Source organism: Sphingomonas sp. SAFR-052, assembly GCF_051965015.1.
In the GTDB taxonomy this organism is placed as follows: domain Bacteria; phylum Pseudomonadota; class Alphaproteobacteria; order Sphingomonadales; family Sphingomonadaceae; genus Sphingomonas.
In genome coordinates this window covers 1-23,344 of the sequence record NZ_JBQCMO010000020.1, presented here as the reverse complement: position 1 = coordinate 23,344, position 23,344 = coordinate 1, and the positions used below count along the sequence as shown (strand labels likewise).

At 61.4% G+C, this 23,344-nt stretch carries 13 protein-coding genes and 2 pseudogenes; 11 read left to right on the top strand and 4 right to left on the bottom strand.

The features are described from left to right. Window positions 1–43 precede the first annotated feature (43 nt). Entirely contained in the window at window positions 44–418 is a 375-nt protein-coding gene (locus tag ACTHQV_RS18875) for a calcium-binding protein (protein ID WP_440492266.1), read from the bottom strand. 343 nt (window positions 419–761) lie between these two features. Here ACTHQV_RS18875 and ACTHQV_RS18870 point away from each other — a divergent pair, with 343 nt between their 5' ends. Next, complete coding sequence (locus tag ACTHQV_RS18870; protein ID WP_268795273.1) at window positions 762–893, top strand: hypothetical protein; 132 nt, start codon at window positions 762–764, stop codon at window positions 891–893. Window positions 894–948: 55 nt separating this feature from the next. Here ACTHQV_RS18870 and ACTHQV_RS18865 read toward each other — a convergent pair whose 3' ends face one another. Next, window positions 949–1,257, bottom strand: a complete 309-nt coding sequence (locus ACTHQV_RS18865; protein ID WP_156360022.1) for a hypothetical protein — start codon at window positions 1,255–1,257, stop codon at window positions 949–951. Then, entirely contained in the window at window positions 1,254–2,462 is a 1,209-nt protein-coding gene (locus tag ACTHQV_RS18860) for a hypothetical protein (protein ID WP_056455834.1), read from the bottom strand. The genes ACTHQV_RS18865 and ACTHQV_RS18860 overlap by 4 nt, the downstream gene beginning before the upstream one ends. A 111-nt stretch (window positions 2,463–2,573) precedes the next feature. Here ACTHQV_RS18860 and ACTHQV_RS18855 point away from each other — a divergent pair, with 111 nt between their 5' ends. The 4 genes from ACTHQV_RS18855 to ACTHQV_RS18840 all read left to right on the top strand — a co-directional run bounded on the left by ACTHQV_RS18855 (window position 2,574) and on the right by ACTHQV_RS18840 (window position 7,255). Then, entirely contained in the window at window positions 2,574–4,166 is a 1,593-nt protein-coding gene (locus ACTHQV_RS18855; protein WP_440492265.1) for an ATP-binding protein, read from the top strand. Further along, window positions 4,163–4,756: a response regulator transcription factor gene (locus ACTHQV_RS18850; protein ID WP_440492264.1), complete on the top strand. Its 594-nt coding sequence runs from the start codon at window positions 4,163–4,165 to the stop codon at window positions 4,754–4,756. The genes ACTHQV_RS18855 and ACTHQV_RS18850 overlap by 4 nt, the downstream gene beginning before the upstream one ends. An 83-nt stretch (window positions 4,757–4,839) precedes the next feature. Continuing rightward, the gene (locus ACTHQV_RS18845; RefSeq protein ID WP_200913231.1) at window positions 4,840–6,285 is read left to right on the top strand and encodes a DUF2779 domain-containing protein; all 1,446 of its coding nucleotides are present in this window, start codon (window positions 4,840–4,842) and stop codon (window positions 6,283–6,285) included. A 601-nt stretch (window positions 6,286–6,886) separates the two neighbouring features. Further along, window positions 6,887–7,255: a GAF domain-containing protein gene (locus ACTHQV_RS18840; protein ID WP_156360021.1), complete on the top strand. Its 369-nt coding sequence runs from the start codon at window positions 6,887–6,889 to the stop codon at window positions 7,253–7,255. 26 nt (window positions 7,256–7,281) lie between these two features. Here the strand turns inward: ACTHQV_RS18840 and ACTHQV_RS18835 are convergent. Beyond that, window positions 7,282–7,452, bottom strand: a pseudogene (locus ACTHQV_RS18835) (IS5/IS1182 family transposase); the annotation flags it as partial. 2,238 nt (window positions 7,453–9,690) lie between these two features. On the opposite strand from ACTHQV_RS18835, the pseudogene ACTHQV_RS18830 reads away from it, so the two are divergent. The 6 genes and pseudogenes from ACTHQV_RS18830 to ACTHQV_RS18805 form a co-directional block, all read left to right on the top strand. Further along, window positions 9,691–9,864, top strand: a pseudogene (locus ACTHQV_RS18830) (DapH/DapD/GlmU-related protein); the annotation flags it as partial. A gap of 518 nt (window positions 9,865–10,382) precedes the next feature. Beyond that, on the top strand, window positions 10,383–17,936 hold the full coding sequence (locus ACTHQV_RS18825; RefSeq protein WP_440492263.1) for a hypothetical protein: 7,554 nt from the start codon (window positions 10,383–10,385) through the stop codon (window positions 17,934–17,936). A gap of 574 nt (window positions 17,937–18,510) precedes the next feature. Continuing rightward, a complete protein-coding gene (locus ACTHQV_RS18820; protein ID WP_440492262.1) occupies window positions 18,511–19,158 on the top strand; it encodes a recombinase family protein in 648 nt (215 codons plus the stop codon). 179 nt (window positions 19,159–19,337) lie between these two features. After that, complete coding sequence (locus tag ACTHQV_RS18815; RefSeq protein WP_440492261.1) at window positions 19,338–21,137, top strand: TadE/TadG family type IV pilus assembly protein; 1,800 nt, start codon at window positions 19,338–19,340, stop codon at window positions 21,135–21,137. A gap of 35 nt (window positions 21,138–21,172) precedes the next feature. Beyond that, window positions 21,173–21,709 (top strand): TadE/TadG family type IV pilus assembly protein, encoded by a 537-nt coding sequence (locus tag ACTHQV_RS18810; RefSeq protein ID WP_235515722.1) that lies wholly within the window; start codon window positions 21,173–21,175, stop codon window positions 21,707–21,709. A gap of 80 nt (window positions 21,710–21,789) precedes the next feature. After that, the gene (locus ACTHQV_RS18805; protein ID WP_440492260.1) at window positions 21,790–22,356 is read left to right on the top strand and encodes a pilus assembly protein; all 567 of its coding nucleotides are present in this window, start codon (window positions 21,790–21,792) and stop codon (window positions 22,354–22,356) included. Window positions 22,357–23,344 lie beyond the last annotated feature (988 nt).

Sequence of the window (23,344 nt, the reverse complement as noted above, 5' to 3'; positions counted from 1 at the left end):
CCACCTACGCCCGGCAATGGCGGCGGAGACGACAATGCACTAACTAACATGCCGGACCACCCGCTGGGGGCTGTTCACCCAGGGTCACCCGCGCGCTATTTTGCGTGGTCCACAGCTCAAGACTATCGGCACCGTCGCCGAGATCGATCGCGACCGATCCTGCACTGTAGTTCTGGTAGGTGACGGTGTCGTCGCCCGTACCGCCATCGATCGAGACGTTCTCGACTGTGTTGTTGCTCGATCGCGAGATCGAGATCCAATCGTTGCCAGCGCCGCCGCGCAGCGTATCCGACCCACGGTCATCGCGGATCCAGTCGTCCGCATCGCCGCCATCGACGATGTCGTTACCCGCTCCGCCGATGATCGTATCGTTGCCCCCCAGGCCGAAGATCACGTCGTCGCCCGCCGTACCCGTCAACGTCTCCTATCCAGCAGTGCCGGTGATTTCCATGTCCATCCCCCCAAAGAAAAGGCCGCCGTTCGAGCTGCCTTTACTCAGCCTTAACGGATGTTCCAGCGCAGGCGAAAGAGGAAACATCCGTGCCGTCTCAACTTGAGAATGCTCGCCCAGCCTACCGGGGGTAGAGAGTGAAGTCGCAGAGACGCTGATGTCCTTAGAACAGCCTTCAACGACTGCCAGCTGATACCTGAATCGTGACCGTCAGCTCGGCATAGCCGGATCGGGGAGCCGGTATGGAATTGGATTGCCGTGCGATCACGGTCGATTTCAGTGAAGTTGCGGCCAGGCCTTGGCGCCGGCGGTGGATGAACGCGCACTGCCGCCGGTGCTGGACGACCTGTTCCACGGCCATTCAGGGCGCGGCGGCGACTGGATTACGCCGATGCCGTTCAGCATATTGGACGATGCGCGGCTCCTGTACGCAGTGAGATAAGGGAAGCGTATCGGTACAGAGTTCTTTTTCCTGTCTGCTGGGGACGGGCGCTGCTCTACTCGCCCTCCGACCAACGCTTGGCACCCCAGCGCATGAGGTCGCGTCCGGTCCCGATCACGCAAAGGTCGGCGACCGCGAAACCCAGCGCCGCACGCGGCCGGCCGAGGAACAGCAGCACAATCGGCCACCCGATCGCCACCCCGATCATCGCGATGCCGATCGGCCGCGTCAGCCGGTTCCACCAGCGACGCGGCACGATCTCGCGCTCCTCGATCAGAATGCTGCCGTCGGGCATTTGCCAACGGGCGTACTCCTCGCGCGGGGGAGCCGTGCCGCGTCCCCCATCGCGCTGATGTCGGATCATAGCATCCTGTTCGCCTCGACCAGATCGAATATGGCATCGGGCGGCGTCGTTGCTGGGTCGAACAGGAAATGGGTCCGCATCGGATCGGACTCGCGCACCGACACGTCCTCGAACCCGAGCCGCAGGCACACCTCCGGGGCGACGCGGGTGGAGCACCGCAGTAACCCCCGCGCGGTCGAGATTTTCACGAGCGGACGCCGGGTTCCGGCGATACGCAGACGTAGGTCTGGGATATCGGTAAAATACAGCTCGATATCGCCCTGCGCCGTATCGCGTAGTGTATCGATGAAACGGTTGCCTGCGTCGCTCGATAGTCGGCGGAATTCCTGTTCGCCTATGCTCAGCCCCTCTTCGTCCGCCAGCGCGGCGGTGTCGGTGTCGGACGGTTCGCGGCGGTCGCCATAGGCCTCGACGACCGATGCCGGCGCGGCGCGGCGTGCGGTGACGCGGGCGGCATAGGCGGTACGATCGAACGCCGGCAGCACCTGCGGCAGTTCAGCCGCCATTGCAGCCGCCACCTCGTCCACGCCAACCCCGTCGCGCTGCGTGCCGATCGGGATCGCCGCGTTGCAGATCGGACGGAACCGGTGGACGAGCTCGGTCTCCGCCGGCCGTAGCCATGCCTCGCGCGCCCATGCGCCACGCTCGCGCGCCTCGGCCCCGCCAAGCCGCCCGGCCCAGTCGGCGGCGACGGGCTGGAACAGGCAGGTGATGCGCGATAGCATCGCGTCCTCATTGCCAGGGGCGAACACGTCCCAATGCCGCGCGGCGAACGCCGCCTTCTGTGCGGTACAGTGCGCGCCCTTCAGCAACGGATGCGCGGCGAAAGCCATCAGATCGGTGTTGCGTCCATCGGGGAAGCAGGCGGCGAGCCCCTCACTCACAGGATCGCCCGCTTGCGTGTCGAACAGACGGCGCAGCGACGTCCGGCTGAAGCTTGTCTCACGCGAGCGCAGCGTCTGCCCCACGACGTGGAGGACCCAGCGGTGCAGCACCGAATAATCGGCTTCGGCCTGCTCGCCGACATGCAGGCCGATGTAGAACAGCGAACCGTCGAGGAACAGCGCATACAGCCCCGGCCCGCACAGCTCGGGTGCGGGGTCTTGATCGAGACTGTCGGCGACCAGATTGGCCCAGTCCGGCTTGCCGGCGGGAGCTGCGACCTTGCGCAGCGTCATCAACGTGTCAGCGGTATAGAACGGCATCGAACATCCTCGCCAGTGATGGCGACGGTGGTGGTCCGGATCGCTGGCAAGGGCTATCCGGGAAATACCCCGATAGGCGCGGGCAGGGTCGCGGCGCTAAGGCGGGCGATAATGTCGTCGCTGCCCCTTTCCCCGTTATCGCTGCTGCGTGCCGCGCGCCCGTCGCGTGGCGACCTGCCGTGGATCGCGGGATATGCGATCGCCTTCCTGGTGTCGCACCATGTCGCGGCGGCATGGGGCGGGCAAGGCTATTATTCACTGCTCTATCCCGCCGCCGGACTGCGCCTGGCGTTGCTGTGGAGCCGGGGGCCACGTCTCACCCTGTCGATCACCACCGCCGAACTGGTAGTGCAGACCGCCAACGGCGTGATCGTGCCCGGCGCACCCGAATGGATCGCAGCGCTGCTCGGGGTCGCCCGCCCGCCACTGATCTATGGGTTGAGCGTATGGGCGGTGCGGCGACTGGCACCGCGGCTGCATTCGACACTCGGCGTCGCCCCGATGCCGCTTGCGCTCGTATCGGTCGTGGCCCCGCTAGCCGCCGCGCTGGTCTCGCTGCCATGGGCATTGCTCCGGCCCGAGCTGACTGGAGTGCACGGCCTGCGCCAAGTGATCGCCTCGCTGATGAACTTCATGGTCGGCGACCTGCTCGGCGTGATGCTGGTCGCGCCTCCGCTACTGTGGGCGGCGCAGGGCCGCTTCGACCGGCGTGCGTTCGTGCGCGGTCGCCGGTTGCTGCTGGCGATTGCCGAGACAATCGTGGTGCTTGGCGCCGCGATGGCGCTGACTGCGCTGCTGACCGCGATCGGGCTCGGCGCACCGGTGACGCCGGTCCTGCTTGCCGTAGCCTGGGTGGGCCTGCGCTTCGGGCGGATGGCGGGATGGGGCGCGGTGCTGGTGGTCGCGGTGACCATCCTGCCGTTCACCGTCGCGCCGTTGCCGCTGGCCGAACGGTTCGCACTGCACATGAGCCTCGCTTCGATCGTGGTCGTCGGTTATCTGGCGGGCAGTTTTGCCGACGCCCAGGCACAGGCGAAGATCGACCTCACCCGCCGCGACCGGATGCTGTTCCAGGCGGAACGGCTGAAAACGCTGCGCGCGATGTCGGTCGCGGTCATCCACGAGATCAGCCAGCCCCTCTCCACCCTCGCGCTTGAGGCGAGCCATCTTCGTGAAATTGCTGCCGGCGCCGATCCCGAGATCGCCGAGACCGCCGCGCTGATTGATCGCAAGGCGGCGACACTATCGCAACTGGTCCGGCGCCTGCGCCGCTTCGGTGGTCGTGCGGTCGACGAACCCAGCGCGCTGCCGGTGGCGGCGCTGATCGACACGGTCGCAGCACTGGTCGCCCCTGAGGCGAAGGCCGCGCGCGCGGTGCTGAGCATCGCTCCAGTCGCGCCCGACCTGTTCGTGTTGGGGCAGGAGATCGAATTGTCGCAGGCGATCGTCAACCTCGTGCGCAACGCATTCCAGGCAGGCGACGGCCGCGTCTTCATATCCGTCGAACGGGGTGGCGACGAGGTTCGGATCGGCATCCGCAATGCCTGCGTACCCGGACGAGAGGCGCGAGCGGGCATGGGGGTCGGCGCGCTGGTCGCGCGCGCGATCGTCGAGGCGCATGGCGGCACACTGACCCGGAGCGTCGACACGAGCGGCAGCGTCCACGCCATGCTGACGCTGCCATTGACCGAAGGTGTCCGATGAACGAACCGTCTCCCTCGCCCCGTGGTATCGTCTATGTCGTCGATGACGACCGCGATCTGGGCGCGGCGGTCGCCCGCCTGCTCATCCGCCACGGCCATGCCGCCGAACCGTTCCTCGACCCCGTGTTGCTGCTGTCGGTCTATGGCGATGCCCCGGCGCATTGCATCGTGACCGACATCATGATGGGCGACCTCGACGGGTTCGGCTTTGCCGACCGCGTGCGCGAGATCGATCCCGCCGTCGCGATCATATTCATGACCGCATGGCCGACGACCGCCAACGCGGTCGATTCCGTCCGGCGCTACGGCGGGCTCGACTATCTGGAAAAGCCGTTCGACGAAGCCCGCCTCGTCGCCGCCGTGGCCGAAGGCGTCGCATGGTCGCGCCAGCAGCGCGCGGTTCGCGCCCGCACCGCCATGCTGTCGCCACGCGAACGCGCGGTGTTCGACCTGCTGGTGCTCGGCCACAGCAACAAGGTGGTCGCCGCGATGCTCGGGCTCAGCCCCAAGACGATCGAGGATCACCGTGCCGCGATCGTCGCCAAGACCGGGGCCAACGGCTTGGCTCAACTCATCGCGCTGTCGCGTTGACCCTGCCCGGAGGAACGATGTCGACCCTTTCCAGCCTGCAGCCCGGCGGGGGGCTTAGCTCCTCTCACACCGATCGTCCGGTGATGACACCCGCCCGGCTGACCGAGTTCGAGCGCTGCCCCCGGCTGCTATGGCTCACCCGCTTCCGCCCCGGGGCGGCCGAACTCGCCGGGGCTGATGGCGAGGCGCGCCTCGCGACCGCGCAGGCGGTGAAGGCCGAGGCGCAACGTCAGTGCGCAGGCGCCGTCACGATCGATTACGCCGGGGGCTGGACGGCGGCTGTCGCGGCAACGCGGCAGGCGGTCGCCGGGCGGCGCGCCGTGCTGAACGCCGCGTTCGAGCGTGACGGTCTTTGCGCCACCGTCGATATCGCGACGCCTGTCGCCGATGGATGGCAGGTGATCGCGGTGCGCGGCGCGACCCGGGCTAAGCCCCATCATCTCGCGGCGGTCGCGACGCAGCGCTGGGTCGCCGAAGGCGCCGGGCTGTCGGTCGCGAAGGCGACGGTCCGCCACCTCGATCGCGATTTCATCCTACCGGCCGACGGCTACCTGTCGGATGTCTTCGCCGACAGCGACGTCACCGCGTCGAGCGTGACCATTGCCGCCGGCCGCGCAGCGCTGCTGGACGCTGCACAGGCAATTTTGGCGGGTGCCGAGCCGCCCCCCGCGACCGGCGACCATTGTCGCTCGCCGCACCCCTGCATCTTTACCGCGCATTGCCATGCCACGCTGCCGCCGGGTCCCGACTGGCCGGTCACGATCCTGCCCCGTGGGGCGGGCAAGCGCTTCGCCGAACAGGGGATGGACGATCTGACGCTGATCCCCGCCGAGGCGTTGCGCTCCGACACCGATCGCCGCATCTGGCGCGCGAGCATCACCGGGGCCGCCGAACATGATCCTGCCGGTGTCGCCGCCGCGACGCGCGATTGGAGCTATCCGCGCATCTGGCTCGATTTCGAGACGGTAGCGCACGCGCTTCCTGCATGGCCGGGCGCGCGCCCGTATGAACAGGTGCCGTTCCAGTTCGTCGCCGATGTCGAGACGGCCGACGGCCATGTCGAGCGCCACGAGTTCCTGTCGCTGGACGGAGCCGATCCACGCCGCGCCTGCGCCGACGCATTGGCCGCACTCCCCGCGCAGGGGGCGGTGATCGCATGGCATGCGGTGTTCGAGCGCGGGGTGATCGACCGGCTCGCTTCCCGCTTCCCCGATCTTGCCGGGGCGCTCTACAGCCTCGCCGATCGGATCGTCGACCTGCTGCCCGTCGCGCGCGACCATTGGTACCACCGCGACCAGCGCGGCAGCTGGTCGATCAAGGCGGTGCTGCCGACGATCGCGCCCGAGCTCGACTATGCCATGCTCGAGGTGAAGGCCGGCGGCGACGCGGTCGAGGCCTACCTTGAGGCGAGCGCCCCGGACTGCACCCCCGACCGCCGTATCGCGCTCGACCGCGCGCTGCGCGTCTATTGCGGGCGCGACGTCGATGCGATGCGAGTGATCTACACGCGGCTGATCGATCGGGCGTAGGGCAGGGGATAGCCCCCGATCCGCGCAAAGCAACACATCCTGTCCGACAATCTGGATCGCAGCTCCTCTGCGCCGCAGTTCCTGGGGATGTTGATAGTCGGGATGGACATCGACGAAGCAGCCGAACGGTCTCACGTTGCCGATGACCAGCATCGTCTTGGTGCTGCCGACCGCCGCTAGGTAAAGATGGCGCCAAGACGGAAGCCACCCCCTGACCATCGGCAGTGGCGACCCGAATTGACTGTCGTCGCGCTTGCGTCTGCAAAAACCGAACAGGCTTCAATAAATCGGTAAATTATAGACTGGACAGGTAGATCCAATCGTCTCGAACCGAGACATTTCTAAAAAAATCGAGGGCTATAGGAGCGAAATGTGCGGCTAAGGCCGCCGCTAACAACTTAAGGCCGTCTCAGTGAGTGTTTACGTATTTTCTCCACCACCTACCGGCCCGAACGAAGCGGAACGCGAACGCGCCGTCGTCGATACAGGTGCAGTTCGGGCTCGGAACGATGCAAAGCTCAACGCCATTTGCGAAGACGCTTGCAGGCTAGTGCGCGGAACGTCATCGCTGTTGTCAATCTTGTACGGTGATACCCAGTATGTGATCGCAGCCCATAGGTTCTCGGTTGGCGCATACAGTCGCAAGAACTCCCTGTCTGGACATGCGCTCGCCGCTGGGAACGAACTGTTTGTTATACCGGACCTCAGTAGCGACGAACGCTTTGCGGAAAATCCCTGGATCAACGGTGAAAATGCGCGTTTCAAATTTTACGCAGCATCGCTGGTTCGGCCTTACGGGCGATTGCCTGTTGGCGTCCTAAGCGTCCTTGACGATAAAGTGCGCCCTACAATCTCGGAACTGGAGCGCCAGGTCATTATGAACGCAGCTAATGAAGCTGCCGAGCGGATCGTGCAAATCTCGCAAGATCGAAATATGTCACCCGTGGCACCATCCCCGCCTCACATCTGAACCATTCTGGAAGCATTGCGCATTGGTTACAGTCCGAAGATGTCGATGGCAGCCAGGCTGGTGGCGGAAAAGAAGGTGAGAGGACAGCGGTCGTAGCGAGTTGCGATGCGGCGCCCGTTCTTGAAGCTACCGAACATAATCGTGATGCGGCTTCGTCACCAATAGCGCCGTTTGCCGTATCTGACCGGTTCGATGCGTAATTAGCGGCTACGTCTGGGGGGGGGGGCAGCTTGATAAAGCCTGTTTCGAGAAAGGAAGGTCGTCACCGCTATAATGCTCGAACTGTGGCTGCGAAGCGGCGTTACGAACGGTCGGTGGGCAGCCAGCCCATTTATGGGGCAGCCGAACGTCAATTCTAAAAAATACTATAGGATTCCTATTTTGATACGGTTACGGCGATTCGTCCGTCCCAGCTTGGGACATGATGACAGGGCGTACGATGATAGATGCCGCCGACCTTCAGAACGCTGTTCGCGAAGCGATGCGAGAGGCACGCCACGAGACTGACCGAGACATCTGGGAACGGTACTTTTTCGATCCGGCCGGAATTGGCCTTCATGGCGATGAAAATCTTGGTAGCCGAAAGGGTCCGGCGGCCTAGTAAGGGAACGCAGTCCGTCGCATTGACTGGCGCTACGGTACATTCTGCACCTATGCTTGAGGACAATTGCCAAGATTCAGACAGATAGTGATGCTAAGGATCTGGCGATCGCTCACGGTGATCCGTCTGGCGGGGTGACTGAGCGCCAAAACTCCCTTGCCACCGCACCACTAATGGCAGTTGCTCCGCCACGCGTTTCACGAGCGTTAGGTAGGTTGTCGCAGTCCGCTGCCGATCGGTTCATACACGCCAGTCAAAGTGGTCCGCACCGGAGCCAATGCACCTTCCCTGCTGTACTCAGGTTCCCAGCATACGAGCGCTGCTCTGATCAGCGCTGCGCCCGCATCCTTATGAACCGCCTCGCGAGCTATGTCCGCGAGGGCAAAGCTGTGCGCCACGATGCGCGTATCCCGTTCGAACTCTGTTGCGTCATTAAACCCGGGACGTCTCGATTCCAAACGTGGAACGCGCCATCCTTACTATAGATAAGTTTAATAAAAATAAGTAATAATCTCGGTCTATCAAAAAATGATCCATAATGGTAGTGAAAGAGGCGCGATATAGTCTAAGTCCAACCGTTATTATTTTATTCTGTTAGCTCAGAAGCGTAGTTGGTTGTAAGTACCGCGCGTTGCGGCGGCGCAGACGAAGGCCGCATTCCTTCGCTTGCGTCGTCGTAACACCTGCTATCTTGGATAGTCCGGTCGGAGCGGTTGACCGGTTGCGGCCAGCAAGGCGCACTGCAACCGGACGAACTGGCTGCGCATGCCGCCAGCACCATCAGGCACGTTGAGCTGCGATCCCAGCGCTGCCGCGCTGCCTTGCCCACCGTCAGTGCTGCTCCCCAGCTGGGGCAGGATCGCCGGCCGTGCCAACAGGTGCGTCAGGATCGTTGACGGTGGCACACTCCGTCACCGTCAATGCAAATGTTTCCTAGCGCTTCACGCGTTCGGCTTTCCATTGCCGATGATCGCAATCGTGGTCGAAGCGTCCGGGCGGTCATGCTGCTTGCCCAGGGTGCCCGAGGCAGATCAGCGCGCTCCGGCCGTATCTCGCTCCTATCGGCGCGATCGCTACCGTTGTGCTGCTCACCGCAACCTACATGACCTGCCGCCGGGAGAGGCGCGTAATTGCCAATGGGAACCGAGCAGAAGTCGAGCCGGCGGTGATCGTTTGAGCCAAACAGTAATCTTCATCGCGTGACGAAGGTAGCTCAATGGCACTTTTATCGATTTCATCTGACGTTCGGTGTGCAGAAATGGATACCTCAGACCGAGTATACCGAAAAATGTCCATTTGGCGCAAAGCGATCGAACGACGAGATGCCGGTTCATGAAATGTGAAGCGTTAGCGGGTATCATTGACACGTTTCAGTCAGACAAGATGGATGCCGTTGATGACCGTTCAGAAAGTGGCGAAGCGGCTTCTTCAGTTGCGTCCGATAGCTACCTTCATCGCTAATATCAGGTTCACCCCCCGCGTACTCGTTCACCGCAAGGCTCGTTTGACGGTCGAAGGCGAAGTGCGTGGCCGAGGGCGTTTAACGATCGGCAAATGGTGGTCAGGGCAGGCACCGCGCGGTACCGAAGTCACCGTCCATAAGCGCAGCCGTCTCGAAGTGAATGGAATATTCGTGCTGCATCGTGGCGTCGAGATTCGGGTCAGCAGGGGCGGTGCGCTTACCCTCGGTAGTGGCTATCTTGCTGACGACGTGCGGATCGACTGTCACCAGTCTGTGATGATCGGTGAACGGGTGGCGATCGCCGCTCGAACGGTCATCACAGATACTGATCATCACGATCTTACCGGAAGCCGCGGACGTACCGCGCCGATCGTTATCGGTAACGACGTCTGGATCGGGATGGGTGCCGTTATTCTCAAGGGCGTGTCGATTGGTGACGGTGCCGTAGTTGCGGCCGGCTCGATTGTCGTTCGAGACGTCCCGCCGGGAATGCTCGTTGCTGGTACGCCTGCGCGTGAGATCAGGTCCGTCACCTGGGCAATCTGACGTCCTTCACTTGCCGATCGCGATAACTGAACCCGGCGACGTTCCGAGACGATCGCGCAGGGCGTGTTTGGGAAGGGAGAGCATGTCTCGCACGACCACCTCGCTACGCTGCCCGGCGGGGTTGCGAAGCAGGCAAGAGTCATCAAACCGTGAAATCAAACATATTCCGAGACCGCCATACCGTCCCTCTACGTGAAGCCGGTAAAAGTATAGCTCGGACTACAGGACTGGCCGGTTGCAGCATCGCGCAGGTCAAGCAGATGACCACGCTGCATAATGCGAAATGTCCTAGGTGTTTAGTCCCGGCACTCCGCATACCCCAATTGAAGTATTGTTGCCTGAACTACCCAATGCCTACTAACGAAGGCTAAGCATAAAGAACGAGTCCGTGTCGGGGTGGCAACGTACTCGCCGGGTGAGGGGGCGTTGAACCGCAACCCTATGCCGTTCGCCGATCAGGCGGTCGACGCTGGCGCTTGCCTTGTTCTCTCCGACCGGTTTGCCGGGAGGGGGAAGTCATGGTTGCACCGTACGAAGCCACTGCGAAGGTCAAACTCATCACTGGCTCCGGCCAGGTCATCGAATATGACACGATCCAGCAGGCGATTGATGATGCCGCTGATGGCGATACCATCGAGGTCGGCACCGGTACCTTCGACGAGAATTTGACAATCGACAAGCAACTGACGCTGCGCGGCGCCTATGCCGGCGTGCGTGGCCCAGACGAGGGGCGCGGTAGCGATGAAACGATCGTCTCGGGGCTGATCATTATTTCGGCGGCGAATGTAACGCTCGATGGCTTCACCGTTTCGGAAGGCAGCGCGTTCGCTGGCGAAGACGGCCCGGTTCAGATCTATGTGAGCGCCAACGGTGCCACGCTGATCAACCTGATCATCAACGATAACGAGGACGGCATCGGCGTGCTGACACCGTCCGGCGGCAATGTGACCGGCTTGGAGCTGAGCGACAGCCTGATCACCGGCCTCGGTTCGGGAAGCTATTTCAATCCGACGACTGAGTTCAACGCGACCGGCAACAAATTTACTGGCAATGGCACCGGGCTGAAGGGCGATGGCTGGGCGGACGGCACGGTAATTTCGGCCAACGAGTTTTCCAACAGCGTCGGCGCGCACATCGCCTATGGAACGTATCGAACGTCGGAGATGGTCGGCGACCTTCTCGGCGCAGACAACAGCTTCATGGGGACGAGCCGTGCCGTCAGCGTGTACGCCTATGGCGACGGCATCAGTGATGGCCAGACGCTCACCGGGACCGAATTTAACGATCGCATGACCGATTATTCGGCCGGTACGCCGTCGTTGTTCGACGGCGGCGCGGGTGACGACATACTGAACGGCGCGGGCGGCGACGACATGCTGATCGGCGGCAGCGGCGATGACGAACTGAACGGCGGCGCTGGCATCGATACCGCCCGCTACGATGGTCCGGCGATGATCACAGCCACGACGACCGGTTGGAAGGTCACCGATGCCGACGGCACCGATACCCTGAGCGGTATCGAGATCGTCAACGACGATGCCATGGGACGCATTCTGCTCGTCGGTAATGGCGGATATGCGACGATCCAGGCGGCGGTGAACGCAGCGGAAGACGGCGATACCATCTTGATCGCCGCCGGCACCTATACCGAGAACCTCGATTTTTCGAAGGCGGTGACGGTCAAGGGAGCAAAGGCCGGAAGCGATGGGGTCGATGCGGGACGTGGCGTGGCCGATGGCGCCGGAGAAACTACGATCATCGGCCGGTCCGATATCAGTTCGACCGGCAAGGTCGTACTGGACGGTCTGCGCTTCCTGAACAATGCCACGACCAGCGGCGGCGGAGCATCCGAGCCGACGCTGCATATTCGTACCGGCGGTGGGCATGTCGTCGAGAATTCGGTGTTTTATTCATCGGTCAAGGGCGCCGCGTCGGACGATCATGCGATCTTCCTTTCACCGATCGCGAGCGGCAGCGTGACGATCAGCGACAATTACGTCACCGGCGCGTTCGCATCCGGCTATGGCGATGCATCATGGGGTCGCGCCATATGGTTCGACGGCGGCGGCGTAACGCTGACGGCGACCGGTAACACGCTGGAATACGCCCGTACCGGCATGAACCTTGACATGTTTCAGGCATCGAACGCGACGGTTTCGAACAACCTTTTCCGCGGTACCGGTACCGCCGTATCGGTCGGGTTCACGGCGGATAACGTGACGTTCGCCGACAACGACTACGTCAACGTCGGTACTGATCTGAACGCCCGCAACCTGACGGACAGCACCGTGTTCGATGGCGAACTTGCCAGCGATAGCGTCACCCCAGGCAACAGCCTCGATTACTTCCTCGTGCTCGGGGGTGCCGGCAACGACACGTTGAAGGGTACCGCCGGGAACGACTATCTCGACGGCAACAACCATCCCTCGCTGGGGGCGGCAGCCGATGCCGATACGTTGGAGGGACGTGGCGGCAACGACGTGCTGGTCGGTCGTGGTGGAAACGACGTGCTCGATGGTGGGGCGGGCGACGACAATCTCAATGGCGGCTCGGGCGACGATACGCTGATCGGTGGTGACGGTACCGACACCGCGACGTTCGCCGGCGCGGCCAGCCTCTATTCGGTGACCGGCACGAGGGACGCCGGCGGACGCTACGTCGCCTTTACCGGCAACGGCGGTCCCGACGGCACCGATACGCTGTCGGGCGTCGAGATACTCAGCTTTGGCAACGGCCGCCAGCTCAACCTGAACGACAAGGTCCAGCTGACCGACGCCGCTGGCAACCTGATCGGAACCTATGCGACCATTCAGGCCGCGATCAACGACGCGCCGGTGAACGCGACGCTGAACCTGGCGCCGGGTAGCTATGCCGAGAATATCGTTATCAGCAAAGATGGGTTGACCATCAACGGTGCGGGCGCGACGCTGACCGGCAATATCCTGACCACCTATGGCATTGCCGAGGGTGCGCTGTTCGAGCATCTGACCGATACGTCGAAAGCAGGGATCGCCAACACCAGCGGCACCGGCATCACGGTGAATGCCGACAACGTCACGATCAACGGCCTCGACGTGAAGGGCTTTTACGACGCAACGCTGCTCGGCAACGGCAGCGATGGCCTGACGTTGAACGAGGTCGATTACCTGTCCAACCTGAACGGTATCCGCAAGGACGGCGACGCGGCAGTCACCGGGCTGACCATCAATGGTGGGTCGATTGGTGATGGTTATGTCGGGATGCTGATATTCAAGGCGGCGGGCGGCGGTAACCTGTCGGATGTGACGATCGACGGCACCGATTTCAGCGACCTGGCGCGCAAAGGCATCTATACCGAAACGCTGAGCGAGAGCCGCATCACCAACATCACCATGACCAATGTCGGCCAATATGGCGCGGCCAACGGCCTGGAGGGGCCGGGATCGAACGGCAGCGCCGGCAATGGCATCAACCTGAACCTGAAATATGGCGAATATTCGGGGATCGAGATCGACAATTTCGTCTTCACCGATGTCGGCCTGTCGAACGGTAGCGGGGTTTCGCACAAGAATGGCGGCGCGATCTTCATCGCCGTGCGGGACGATCCGAGCAGCTACAATAGCAACCCGGCGAGCTTCATCGGCGCGATCGACATCCATGACGGCACGATTTCGGGTGCATTGTCGACCGGCATCGCCGTCGGCGAACCGGGCAAGGCGAATCTGGACCCCGACATTTCGGTCAGCGACGTCACGATCACCGGCGCGCAGACGTCCGACCTGTTCGGCACCATCGCCAACGAGACCAATGGCGGCACGCTGACCTTTAACGGCTCGGCCGGCGTCGACGTCGTTACCGCCAGCGGCAACACCGATGGCGCGCTGGTGCTGAACGGGTTGGCCGGCGAGGATCTGCTGACCGGCGGGAAGGCGAACGATGCGCTGAACGGCGGGGCGGACGACGACAGGCTGACCGGCATGGGCGGCAATGACACGCTGGATGGCGGCGGGGGCGTCGACATCGCCGTCTTCAACGGCAACGCGCGCAGCTATACGATCATCGGCACGACCGATGCGGCCGGGCGCTATACCGCCGTCAGTGCCGTCAGCGGTGCGGACGGCAACGATACGCTCGTTTCGATCGAGCAACTCGCCTTCGACGATGGCGCATTCTCGGCCGACGATGCGGTGCAGCTGGTCACCGGATCGGGCGCGCTGGTCGGCAGCTATGCGACGTTGCAGGCGGCCGTCGCGGCGGCGCGGGACGGCGACACCATCCTGCTCGCGGCGGGGACCTATACGGGTCCGGTAACCGTCGACAAGGACGTCACGATCAAGGGGGCGAATGCGGGCATCCGCGGCGACGGTGTGCGCGGTGCCGAATCCAACCTGTCCGGTGCGGTATTCGTCACCGCTGCCGGGGTCACCTTCGACGGCGTGCATTTTTCGGGGGCCGGGAAGCCTTTGGGCTATACCTTCGACAGCGGGCTGACGGCGCAGGCGAACGGCCTGACCGTCACCAACAGCCTGTTCGACGGCAACGGCGAAGTCGCGATCCAGACGACGCAGGTCACCGGGCTGGACATCGGCCGCAGCAAGTTCGCCGGATACGGCATCGGTGCCTATGTCTCCGGGGGTGGTTCGACCGGTTCGATCCACGACAATCTGTTCCAGGGGGAAGGCGGCGGGGCGACGGGCCTCGGCAACGGCGTGAACAGCGAGACGAGCGGGGTCACGATCGTCGGCAACACGTTCGACGGGCTGTATGCCGGCGTCCTGAACCTGTTCCCGTTCGGGCCGCAGACGGTCGATCTGACCGATTATGTGTTCGGCAACGTGTTGACCAACAACACCGCCGAACGGCCGATCCAGGTCTATCCGACGGCGCAGTCGATCAGCTTCCTCGGCACGAACGAGAACGAGGCGTTCAACGGCGATTATGCCGGTGCTACCCCGGTCAGCTTCGATGGTCGCGGCGGCAACGACCATATCTATGGCGGCGCCGGCGCCGATACGCTGAAGGGCGGTGCGGGTGACGACGTCATCTATAGCGGCCTCGGCGCCGACGTGATCGACGGCGGGGCCAATGACGACACCGTCGACTATCGCTATTCCAGTGCGGCGGTGCAGGTAAATCTGGCGACCGGGGTCAACACCGGCGGCGAGGCGGCGGGCGATATGATCGCCGCGGTCGAGAACGTCACCGGGTCCGGATTCGACGACATGCTGACCGGCAATGGCGGCGCGAACACGCTGAACGGCGGCGCGGGCAACGACCGGCTGGACGGTGGTGCCGGCACCGACATGCTGGTGGGTGGTAGCGGCAACGACCTCTACATCGTCGACGTCAGCACCGATGCGGTGGTCGAGGCGGCCGACGAAGGGACTGATACCGTGCAGTCGTCGGTCAGCTATACGCTGGGGGCCAATGTCGAGAATCTGACGCTGACCGGCGGCGCGATCACCGGCACCGGCAACCAGCTCAACAATGTCATCACCGGCACCAGCGGCAACAACACGCTGTCGGGCAATAACGGCAACGACACGCTGGATGGCGGCACCGGTAACGACGTACTGGTCGGCGGTCGTGGTGACGACGTCTATGTCGTCGATACGACCGGCGACGTCGTGTCCGAGCAAGTCGACGAGGGTACCGATACCGTCCGCGCCGTGCTCAACACTTATACGCTGGGCGCGAACCTCGAAAACCTGACCTTTGCTGGCAGCGGCAACTTCGCCGGTACCGGCAACGGCGCGAGCAACGTCCTGACCGGCGGTACGGGGAATGATACCCTGGATGGAAAGGCAGGCGTCGACACGCTGATCGGCGGGATCGGCAACGACAGCTATATCATCGACACTGTCGGTGACGTCGTCACCGAGCAGGCGGGCGAAGGCGTCGATGGCGTTACCGCCAGTGTCAGCTACACGCTGTCCGACCATGTCGAGAACCTCACATTGGCGACCGGTGCCGCCAGCGGGACGGGCAACGCGCTCGACAACCGGATCACCGGCAACAGCGCGGCCAATACGCTGAACGGTGGCGGCGGTGCCGACTATCTGAGCGGCGGCAGCGGCAACGACACGATGTTCGGCGGCACCGGCGACGACACCTATGTCGTCGATGCCAGCGGCGACGTCGTGACCGAGCAGGCCGGTGAGGGCACCGATACGGTCCTGTCGAGCGCGTCCGCCCATACCCTGTCGGTGAATGTCGAAAACCTGACCCTGACCGGCACCCGCAGCATCAGCGGCACCGGCAATGCCCTCGCCAACGTCCTGACCGGCAATAGCGGCAACAATACCCTGCGCGGTGAGGGCGGCGACGACACGCTGGATGGCGGTGTCGGCAGCGACACGATGATCGGCGGGACGGGTAACGACACCTATGTCGTCGCATCCACCGGAGACGTGGTGACCGAGCAGGCGGGTGAGGGAACCGACACCGTTCGCACCACGCTGACCACCATCACGCTGTTCGCGAATGTCGAAAATCTCCGCTACACCGGGACATCGTCTTTTGCCGGGACCGGCAACGCCGCCGACAACGTCATTACCGGCGGCAACGGCAACGATACGCTGGACGGGAAAGCGGGTGCCGATACGCTCGATGGTGGTCTCGGCAACGACACCTACATCGTCGACGATGCGGGCGACGTGATCCAAGACACCGGCGGCACGGATACCGTCCGGACGGTGTTAGCCATGATGACGCTCGGCACCGGGCTGGAAAATCTGGCCTATACCGGCACCGACAATTTCACTGGTACCGGTAATGCGGCGAACAACGTCATCACCGGCAATGTTGGCGACGACCGTCTCAACGGCGGGGCGGGTCGCGATACGATGGTCGGCGGGACCGGCAACGACACCTATGTCGTCGACGACAGCGCCGACATCGTCACCGAAAGCGCGGGCAGCGGCACCGACGGCGTCGAGGCGTCGAGTGGAAGCTATATATTGGGCACCAATGTCGAGAACCTGACCTATACCGGCAGCGGCAATTTTATTGGCGCCGGCAACGCGCTGGGCAACGATATCCGCGGCGGTGCGGGCAACGACATGCTCGACGGCGGCACGGGGATCGACACGCTGACCGGTCTTGCGGGCGACGACATCTATATCGTCGATACCGCGCAGGACGTGGTGATCGAGGTAGCGGGCGGCGGAACCGATACGGTGCGCTCGACCGCGGCGAGCTACACGCTGGGCGACAATGTCGAGAATATCGTGCTGCTGGGATCGAATTCGATCAACGCAGCCGGCAACGGACTGGACAATGTGCTGAGCGGCAATTCCGGGAACAACCGGATCGATGGCGGTGCCGGTGCCGACGTCATGGCAGGTGGCAAGGGCAACGACACCTATGTCGTCGACAGCCTAGGCGACGTGGTGACTGAAAACGGCAGTTCCGGCATCGACACGATCGAGACCATCCTGGCGACCTATACGCTGAAATCCAACGTTGAAAATCTGGTCTACAACGGAGCCGGCAACTTCACCGGCACCGGTAACTCGTCCGACAACGTCATTACCGGCGGCGTGGGCAATGATTATATTGACGGTGGCAGCGGCAAGGACACGATGACGGGCCTTGGCGGTAACGACACCTATGTTGTCGGGCGGAGCGATGACTTGGTGGTCGAGGGGGCGAATGGTGGCAGCGATCAGGTACTGAGTTCGGCGGAGAGCTATACGCTGGCGACCAACGTCGAATCGTTGCGGCTGATCGGTGAAGGGCGAAACGGTACCGGCAATGCCCTCGCCAACGAGATCGTCGGCAACGGTCTGAGCAACGTCCTCGACGGCGGTGCCGGTGCGGACGAACTCCGCGGCGGTAGCGGCAACGACACGTTCGTGTTCCAAGCGAGCCAAGCGGCCGGTGACCGAGTGGCAGACTTTACGGGTGCGGGGGCACTCGTTGGCGACAAGCTTCTGTTCAAAGGCTTTGGCCAAGGCACCATTACGCAGGTCGGCAGTAGCGATTTCTATATCATCACCTCTGCCGACCAGTCGATCATCGAACAAATCCAGTTGATCGGTGTGTATAATTTGAACACCGCTGCCGGCAGCAACGATTTCAGCTTCGGTTGAGCCGAGGTTCACGCGACGTAGAAAGTTTGCGTTGGATACGTCGCGTGCAACTGATGATATAATAACGCCGGCGTTGCCGATTTGGATCGTTTTTGGTTTTCAGATAGCTTTAGGTTGCAAATAAGGCCGCTTCGTCTATGTCGTATTATGAAACATAATTAAGATTTTGTCTTGATGAGGTGGGACCTTTCCGATGGTGTTCGAGCAGGCAACGATGACTGAGCAAGTCGACCTTTGGCCTGATCCCTTCGAATCGGTCCGTTCTACGTGGAAAGTTCCCGGTTACATTTGGCAGGTGCCGGACGATGGATGCGTCAATGACGAAGGCAAGGTTCAGCAAATATGATGTTGTCGCTACCATGCTTAGTTTTGGAACATGAGCTAAAGCCAACATCCGGTATTAACCGGAACGATCACCAGTGTCGTTCATTTATGGAAACGCCCTCTATCACTAGCTGTTAATGGCGCCGTCGAACTTGCTCGCTTCCAATTGGCCTATTGCTACCTTGGGTATGCCCAGTTGAGCCGAGGAATGATGAGCGAACAGCGAAGCAGTATAATCCGGGCCGTTCGAGTGCACCTCCGCGTCAGTACCGACGAACAGGATCTCACCCGGCAGGAGGCGATCGTTGCCAGCGCGCGGGCCGCCGGCTTCTATGTCGCGGCGGTGTACCGTGAGAAGGCGTCGGGCGCGCGACCCGATCGCCCCGAACTGTTGCGCATGGTCGCCGACTTGCAACCCGGCGAGGTCGTGATCGCCGAGAAGATCGACAGGATCAGCCGCCTGCCTTTGCCCGAAGCCGAACTGCTGGTCGCAACGATCCGAGGGAAGGGGGCACGGTTGGCGGTGCCGGGGATCGTCGACCTTTCCGATCTGGTTGCCGACAGTTCGGGCGTCTCGCGTATCGTGCTAGAGGCGGTCCAGGACATGCTGCTCCGCGTGGCACTGCAAACTGCCCGTGACGATTACGAAACGCGGCGCGAACGCCAACGGGAGGGGATCGAGATCGCCAAGCGGGCGGGGCGCTATACCGGGCGAAAGCCAAACCTTGCCCACCATCGTCGCATTATCGCGCTGCGCGAAGCAGGCATGAGTATCGCTCGCACGGCGGAACTAGCCGGCTGCAGCATTGCACAGGTCAAGCGGGTGACTGCGCTACACCGGATGAAAGAAGTAGTATCAACGACCGAGCCGTCGATCGCGCTGCCGGGACCGGCCTGAGTATCCGGCGTCAGTACGAGAGTCCGCATTTTACGCGGTAGAGAGCTCATATTCTTCGTAACCGCGACGAGCCACACCCCGCATTAAAAAAGTTTTCAGCATAATCAGCACATAAGCGGTCTTCGCTCGTCCGAAGCGGGTAGGGGCTAATGGTGCGTACGACTGCAATGTCTTTGAGAATGCTGCTTGGCCGCCTTTGGTCCGATCAGCGCGGCAATACGCTGGCGATGATGACGCTAGCGCTCATACCGCTGGTCGCGCTCATGGGGTCAGGTTTGGACATGACCCGGGCCTACGTTGCGCAGAACCGTTTCCGCCAAGCATGTGACGCTGGATCGTTGGCTGGTCGACGCATGCTGGCGGGGCTGACCTTACCCCAAGCGGCGCGTGATGAAGCAACCAAGTACTTCATGTTTGATTTCCCCCAAGGGTATCTGCAGTCGGCGCCTTACACCCTGACGATGTCGGTCCCGACTGCAGGCACCCTGCAAATCAGTAGCCAAACCACCGTCCCGACAACGCTGATGGGCCTGTTTGGCTTCGATACCTTGCCAATTTCGACGACCTGCTCGGCAACGCAAGATTTCGTGAACACGGACATCATGTTCGTGTTCGATCTATCGGGGTCGATGAATTGCGCGCCTGGCGTCACTGGCTACTGTGGCGACGTCGAGCAAAGCGGCTCTCGAATGGGTGCCCTGCGGAGTGCAGCAACAAGCTTCTACGACACGTTGGAAACTGCCCAGTCCCAGCTCGCTGCTAACAATCTCCGGCTCCGCTACGGCTTCGTCAACTACAACAGTACGGTCAATGTCGGAAGGATCCTGTACGAAAAGAACCCAGACTGGATGGTTCAAAGCTGGTCGTATCAGTCGCGTACTCCCGACTGGATCGATGCAACAGCATATTTCAACAACAAGTCAGCGTGCAACTCCGCCTACACTTATGACAGCCAGGCGAGCCAAGCGGACGCCAATTACACAGGTGTAATGGGCGGATGGTGGTTAGCTAGTAATCGATGTAGCGTGATTGTTCAAAGCAAGGGCAACCCGGATGGCTATACCTATGGTCGTCGATCGGTCGACGTGCGCCCGTTTTTGGCAAGCAACCTGAAGGCAACCAACGTCCAGTCACCGACGCCAATCTGGCAGATAACCGGCACTAACGATCCTTCTGATGATCGGCCTTACGAGTTCAAATCGGTTTGGAACGGCTGCATCGAGGAGCGTAAGACCAATTCGGCCGCGATCAACGGCGGTTCTTCGACCACCGCGCCAAGCGACGCCTATGATCTCGATGTTGATCTGGTGCCGTATAACGATGACACCCGTTGGCGGCCAATGTGGAACGACGTCAGCTACTACCCCGACTGGTCGTGGTCGTACGGTGTTGGCCGTCAACCAGTTGCTTACTGTCCAACTGAAGCCAAACGGCTACAGAACTACTATAACAATCGGTCCGGTTTTGTGTCCTACCTGAATGGCCTCGTAGCCCGTGGCGGCACCTATCACGATATTGGTATGATCTGGGGCGCACGGTTCCTTTCGACGACAGGTCTGTTCAAGTCAGCAACGCCCGAAACTAACGATGTGACCGACCCTGATAATCCAGCAAAAATTCGTGGCTTCTCTGTAAAGAAGTACATGATATTCATGACGGACGGGGACATGTCTCCTACTTGGAACGACTACTCCGCCTATGGCATCGAATATCTCGATGGAAGAGTGAACGGTTCCCCCACTACCGATAACGCTGCCTTGCTCGCTCGACATCTGCAGCGCTTCCGTATGGCGTGTAACGCTGCGAAAGCGAAGGGCATCGACATATGGGTCATTGCTTTCTCGACTACGTTGACGGCGGACATGACCAACTGTGCGTCGAAACCAGAGCAGGCTGCCGGCCTATCATCCAACGCCGCCTTGATCGCCAAATTCAAAGAGATTGGATCAAAAATTGGTTCACTGAGGCTAAGCCAGTGATAACCAGGTTCCTCACTGCGACACGCGGAGCAACGGTGCTGGAATTCGCACTGATACTACCCGTCTTGTGCGCTCTTCTGGCTGGCGGTTTCGAGCTTGGTTACCGTGCGTATGTCAATGCAATCCTTCAGGGCGCGTTACTTGAAGCGTCGCGGCAGGCAACGGTTGGCGATCGGAGTGGCGCGCAGATCGACAAGACCATAACGGATCGGATGGCAACGCTGTCTGGAAGCATCAGCATCCAGTCGATCAAGAAGGAGAGCTTTTACAACTTTTCGAACGTCGGAAAGCCAGAGAAACTCACCTTCGACCGTAACGGTGACGGTGCCTATGATAGCACCCAAGATTGTTATGAGGATGCGAACAATAACGGCGCATACGACGTTAAAACGAATAGCGGCATTGGTACTGCGGATGATATCGTCCGCTACACAGTTAGCCTGCAGTACCCGAGCATCATGCCGGTTGGCAGCCTGTTCGGTTGGGGATCTCAGCAGGAGATCACAACCTCGACCGTACTGCGCAATCAGCCCTTTACGTCACGCGCAATGCCGACGGTACGTTGCCCATGACAATACGAACGAAATTGTCTTCCTTCGGGAGAGACAGGCAAGGACTGGCTCTGCTCGAGTTCGCCCTTACGCTGCCGTTGGTGCTGACCGTGCTGCTTTTTGGTCTTGAGCTGTGCAATTATGGCATATCCATACTGCGCGTCCATCAGATTGCGGCGACCAGCGCGGACAACGCGGCCCGCGTACGAGATTCGATCAGCGAAGCTGACGTGAACGAAGTGCTTCTCGGCGGCAAGATCGTTGGGGAACCAATGGATTTTGCTGGCAGCGGTCGCATCGTAATGAGTGACGTGACGTCAAATGGCTTTTCAGATGGCCGTAGAGGGCAGCGGATCGTTTGGCAGCGCTGTACCGGTGCGCTGAACGTTCCGGACTCACAGCCGCAATACGGCACGTCTGGGAAGGGGGAGAGTGACGCAACGCTTCAGGCCATGGGCGCCCCCGGCAACCAGATTGCGGCGTCCGACAATGCCGCGATGGTGTTCGTCGAAGTTACGTATCGCTACAAACCGATCGTTTCATCCATGCTGTTCGGCACGCCGATCATCCGCTCCGAAGCCTCGTTCCCCGTCCGGGAACGGACTTCGGAAACGCTGAACCCGACACCCGGCGCCACCGCGAGTGCGTGCTCAGTCTTCCAGAGTTAGCGACCAATATCCTCCGCCGCGTTTTGAATTAAAGTTATCAAGCAGCGCCACTCGTATGAACTCCAACGTACCTATACCTCTAGGATATAGACCGACATCATAATTCGAGGTGGCTTTCGTTTTAATCGATTTGCTACAGGCGCACTGGGGGTACTGTATGCAAAATCCGTATAACGAAGGGCTGGCGCATGGCCGCATAGCCGGTTCAACAATCTGCGATTGCCCGTACAAATCGCCATTCATGCATGCGGAACGCAGTCAATGGATCTCGGGATTTAGGGAAACAGCAACCGCTCGGTACAACGATACGAGTAACGTGCAAGTCGAATTCGGCACCGTATTAGGCCGCGAGGGATGCGAATTAACAGCCGTTTAGCTTGTGCGGTTCTTGAGCCAATTATTCCGTGCTGGAGAGCGCGCACCATTTGCGTAGCCGCTTCCTTAAGCGATTTCGCAGATTGCGATCCGTACGCCTTACGGCAGTGTGACTTATGATAAGCTGATAAGCCAGTAAGCGCATTAGGGGACTAAAGGCCCAGCGTCGGCATTCGAGATTGCGCGTCGTACCTGATCGAGGTGAAGTGCGGCCACCACGTCGCCCTTGGCAAGCTGGTCGTTCAGTTTGCTCTCAACGAGACGGAGCGCTCTACCCTCATGCTCAGCAATCAAGCGACGAGCTTCATCCAGGGCGGCAGGATGGTAGACGATAGGAAAAGCCACTGATCGCTCGCGTCGGACAAGAGTCATGCCTGTGTAAACGCCGCGTCGGCCCGACAGGTCCGTTACATTCGATCGCAATGCATACGGACGGGGCCAAGCGGTACTGGCTAGCGGCGAACGGCGCCCTTTCCCGAACGTTCGCTGGCAGAATTGATCGAAGCTCCACGACTCGCCTTTATCGCTATGCCTCTTAGGCGGCGTGGACGAATTTGAGCCAGTATCTGGCGGTGGCAAGGTGGACCATGCCCAGGAAGCTGCTGGCCAGCTG

Excerpts from the sequence above, each read along its gene's own strand:
- ACTHQV_RS18865 (WP_156360022.1), bottom strand. The coding sequence starts at position 1,257 with ATGATCCGACATCAGCGCGATGGGGGACGCGGCACGGCTCCCCCGCGC.
- ACTHQV_RS18860 (WP_056455834.1), bottom strand. The coding sequence starts at position 2,462 with ATGCCGTTCTATACCGCTGACACGTTGATGACGCTGCGCAAGGTCGCA.
- ACTHQV_RS18825 (WP_440492263.1), top strand. The coding sequence starts at position 10,383 with ATGGTTGCACCGTACGAAGCCACTGCGAAGGTCAAACTCATCACTGGC.
- ACTHQV_RS18845 (WP_200913231.1), top strand. The coding sequence starts at position 4,840 with ATGACACCCGCCCGGCTGACCGAGTTCGAGCGCTGCCCCCGGCTGCTA.
- ACTHQV_RS18855 (WP_440492265.1), top strand. The coding sequence starts at position 2,574 with ATGTCGTCGCTGCCCCTTTCCCCGTTATCGCTGCTGCGTGCCGCGCGC.
- ACTHQV_RS18850 (WP_440492264.1), top strand. The coding sequence starts at position 4,163 with ATGAACGAACCGTCTCCCTCGCCCCGTGGTATCGTCTATGTCGTCGAT.
- ACTHQV_RS18815 (WP_440492261.1), top strand. The coding sequence starts at position 19,338 with ATGCTGCTTGGCCGCCTTTGGTCCGATCAGCGCGGCAATACGCTGGCG.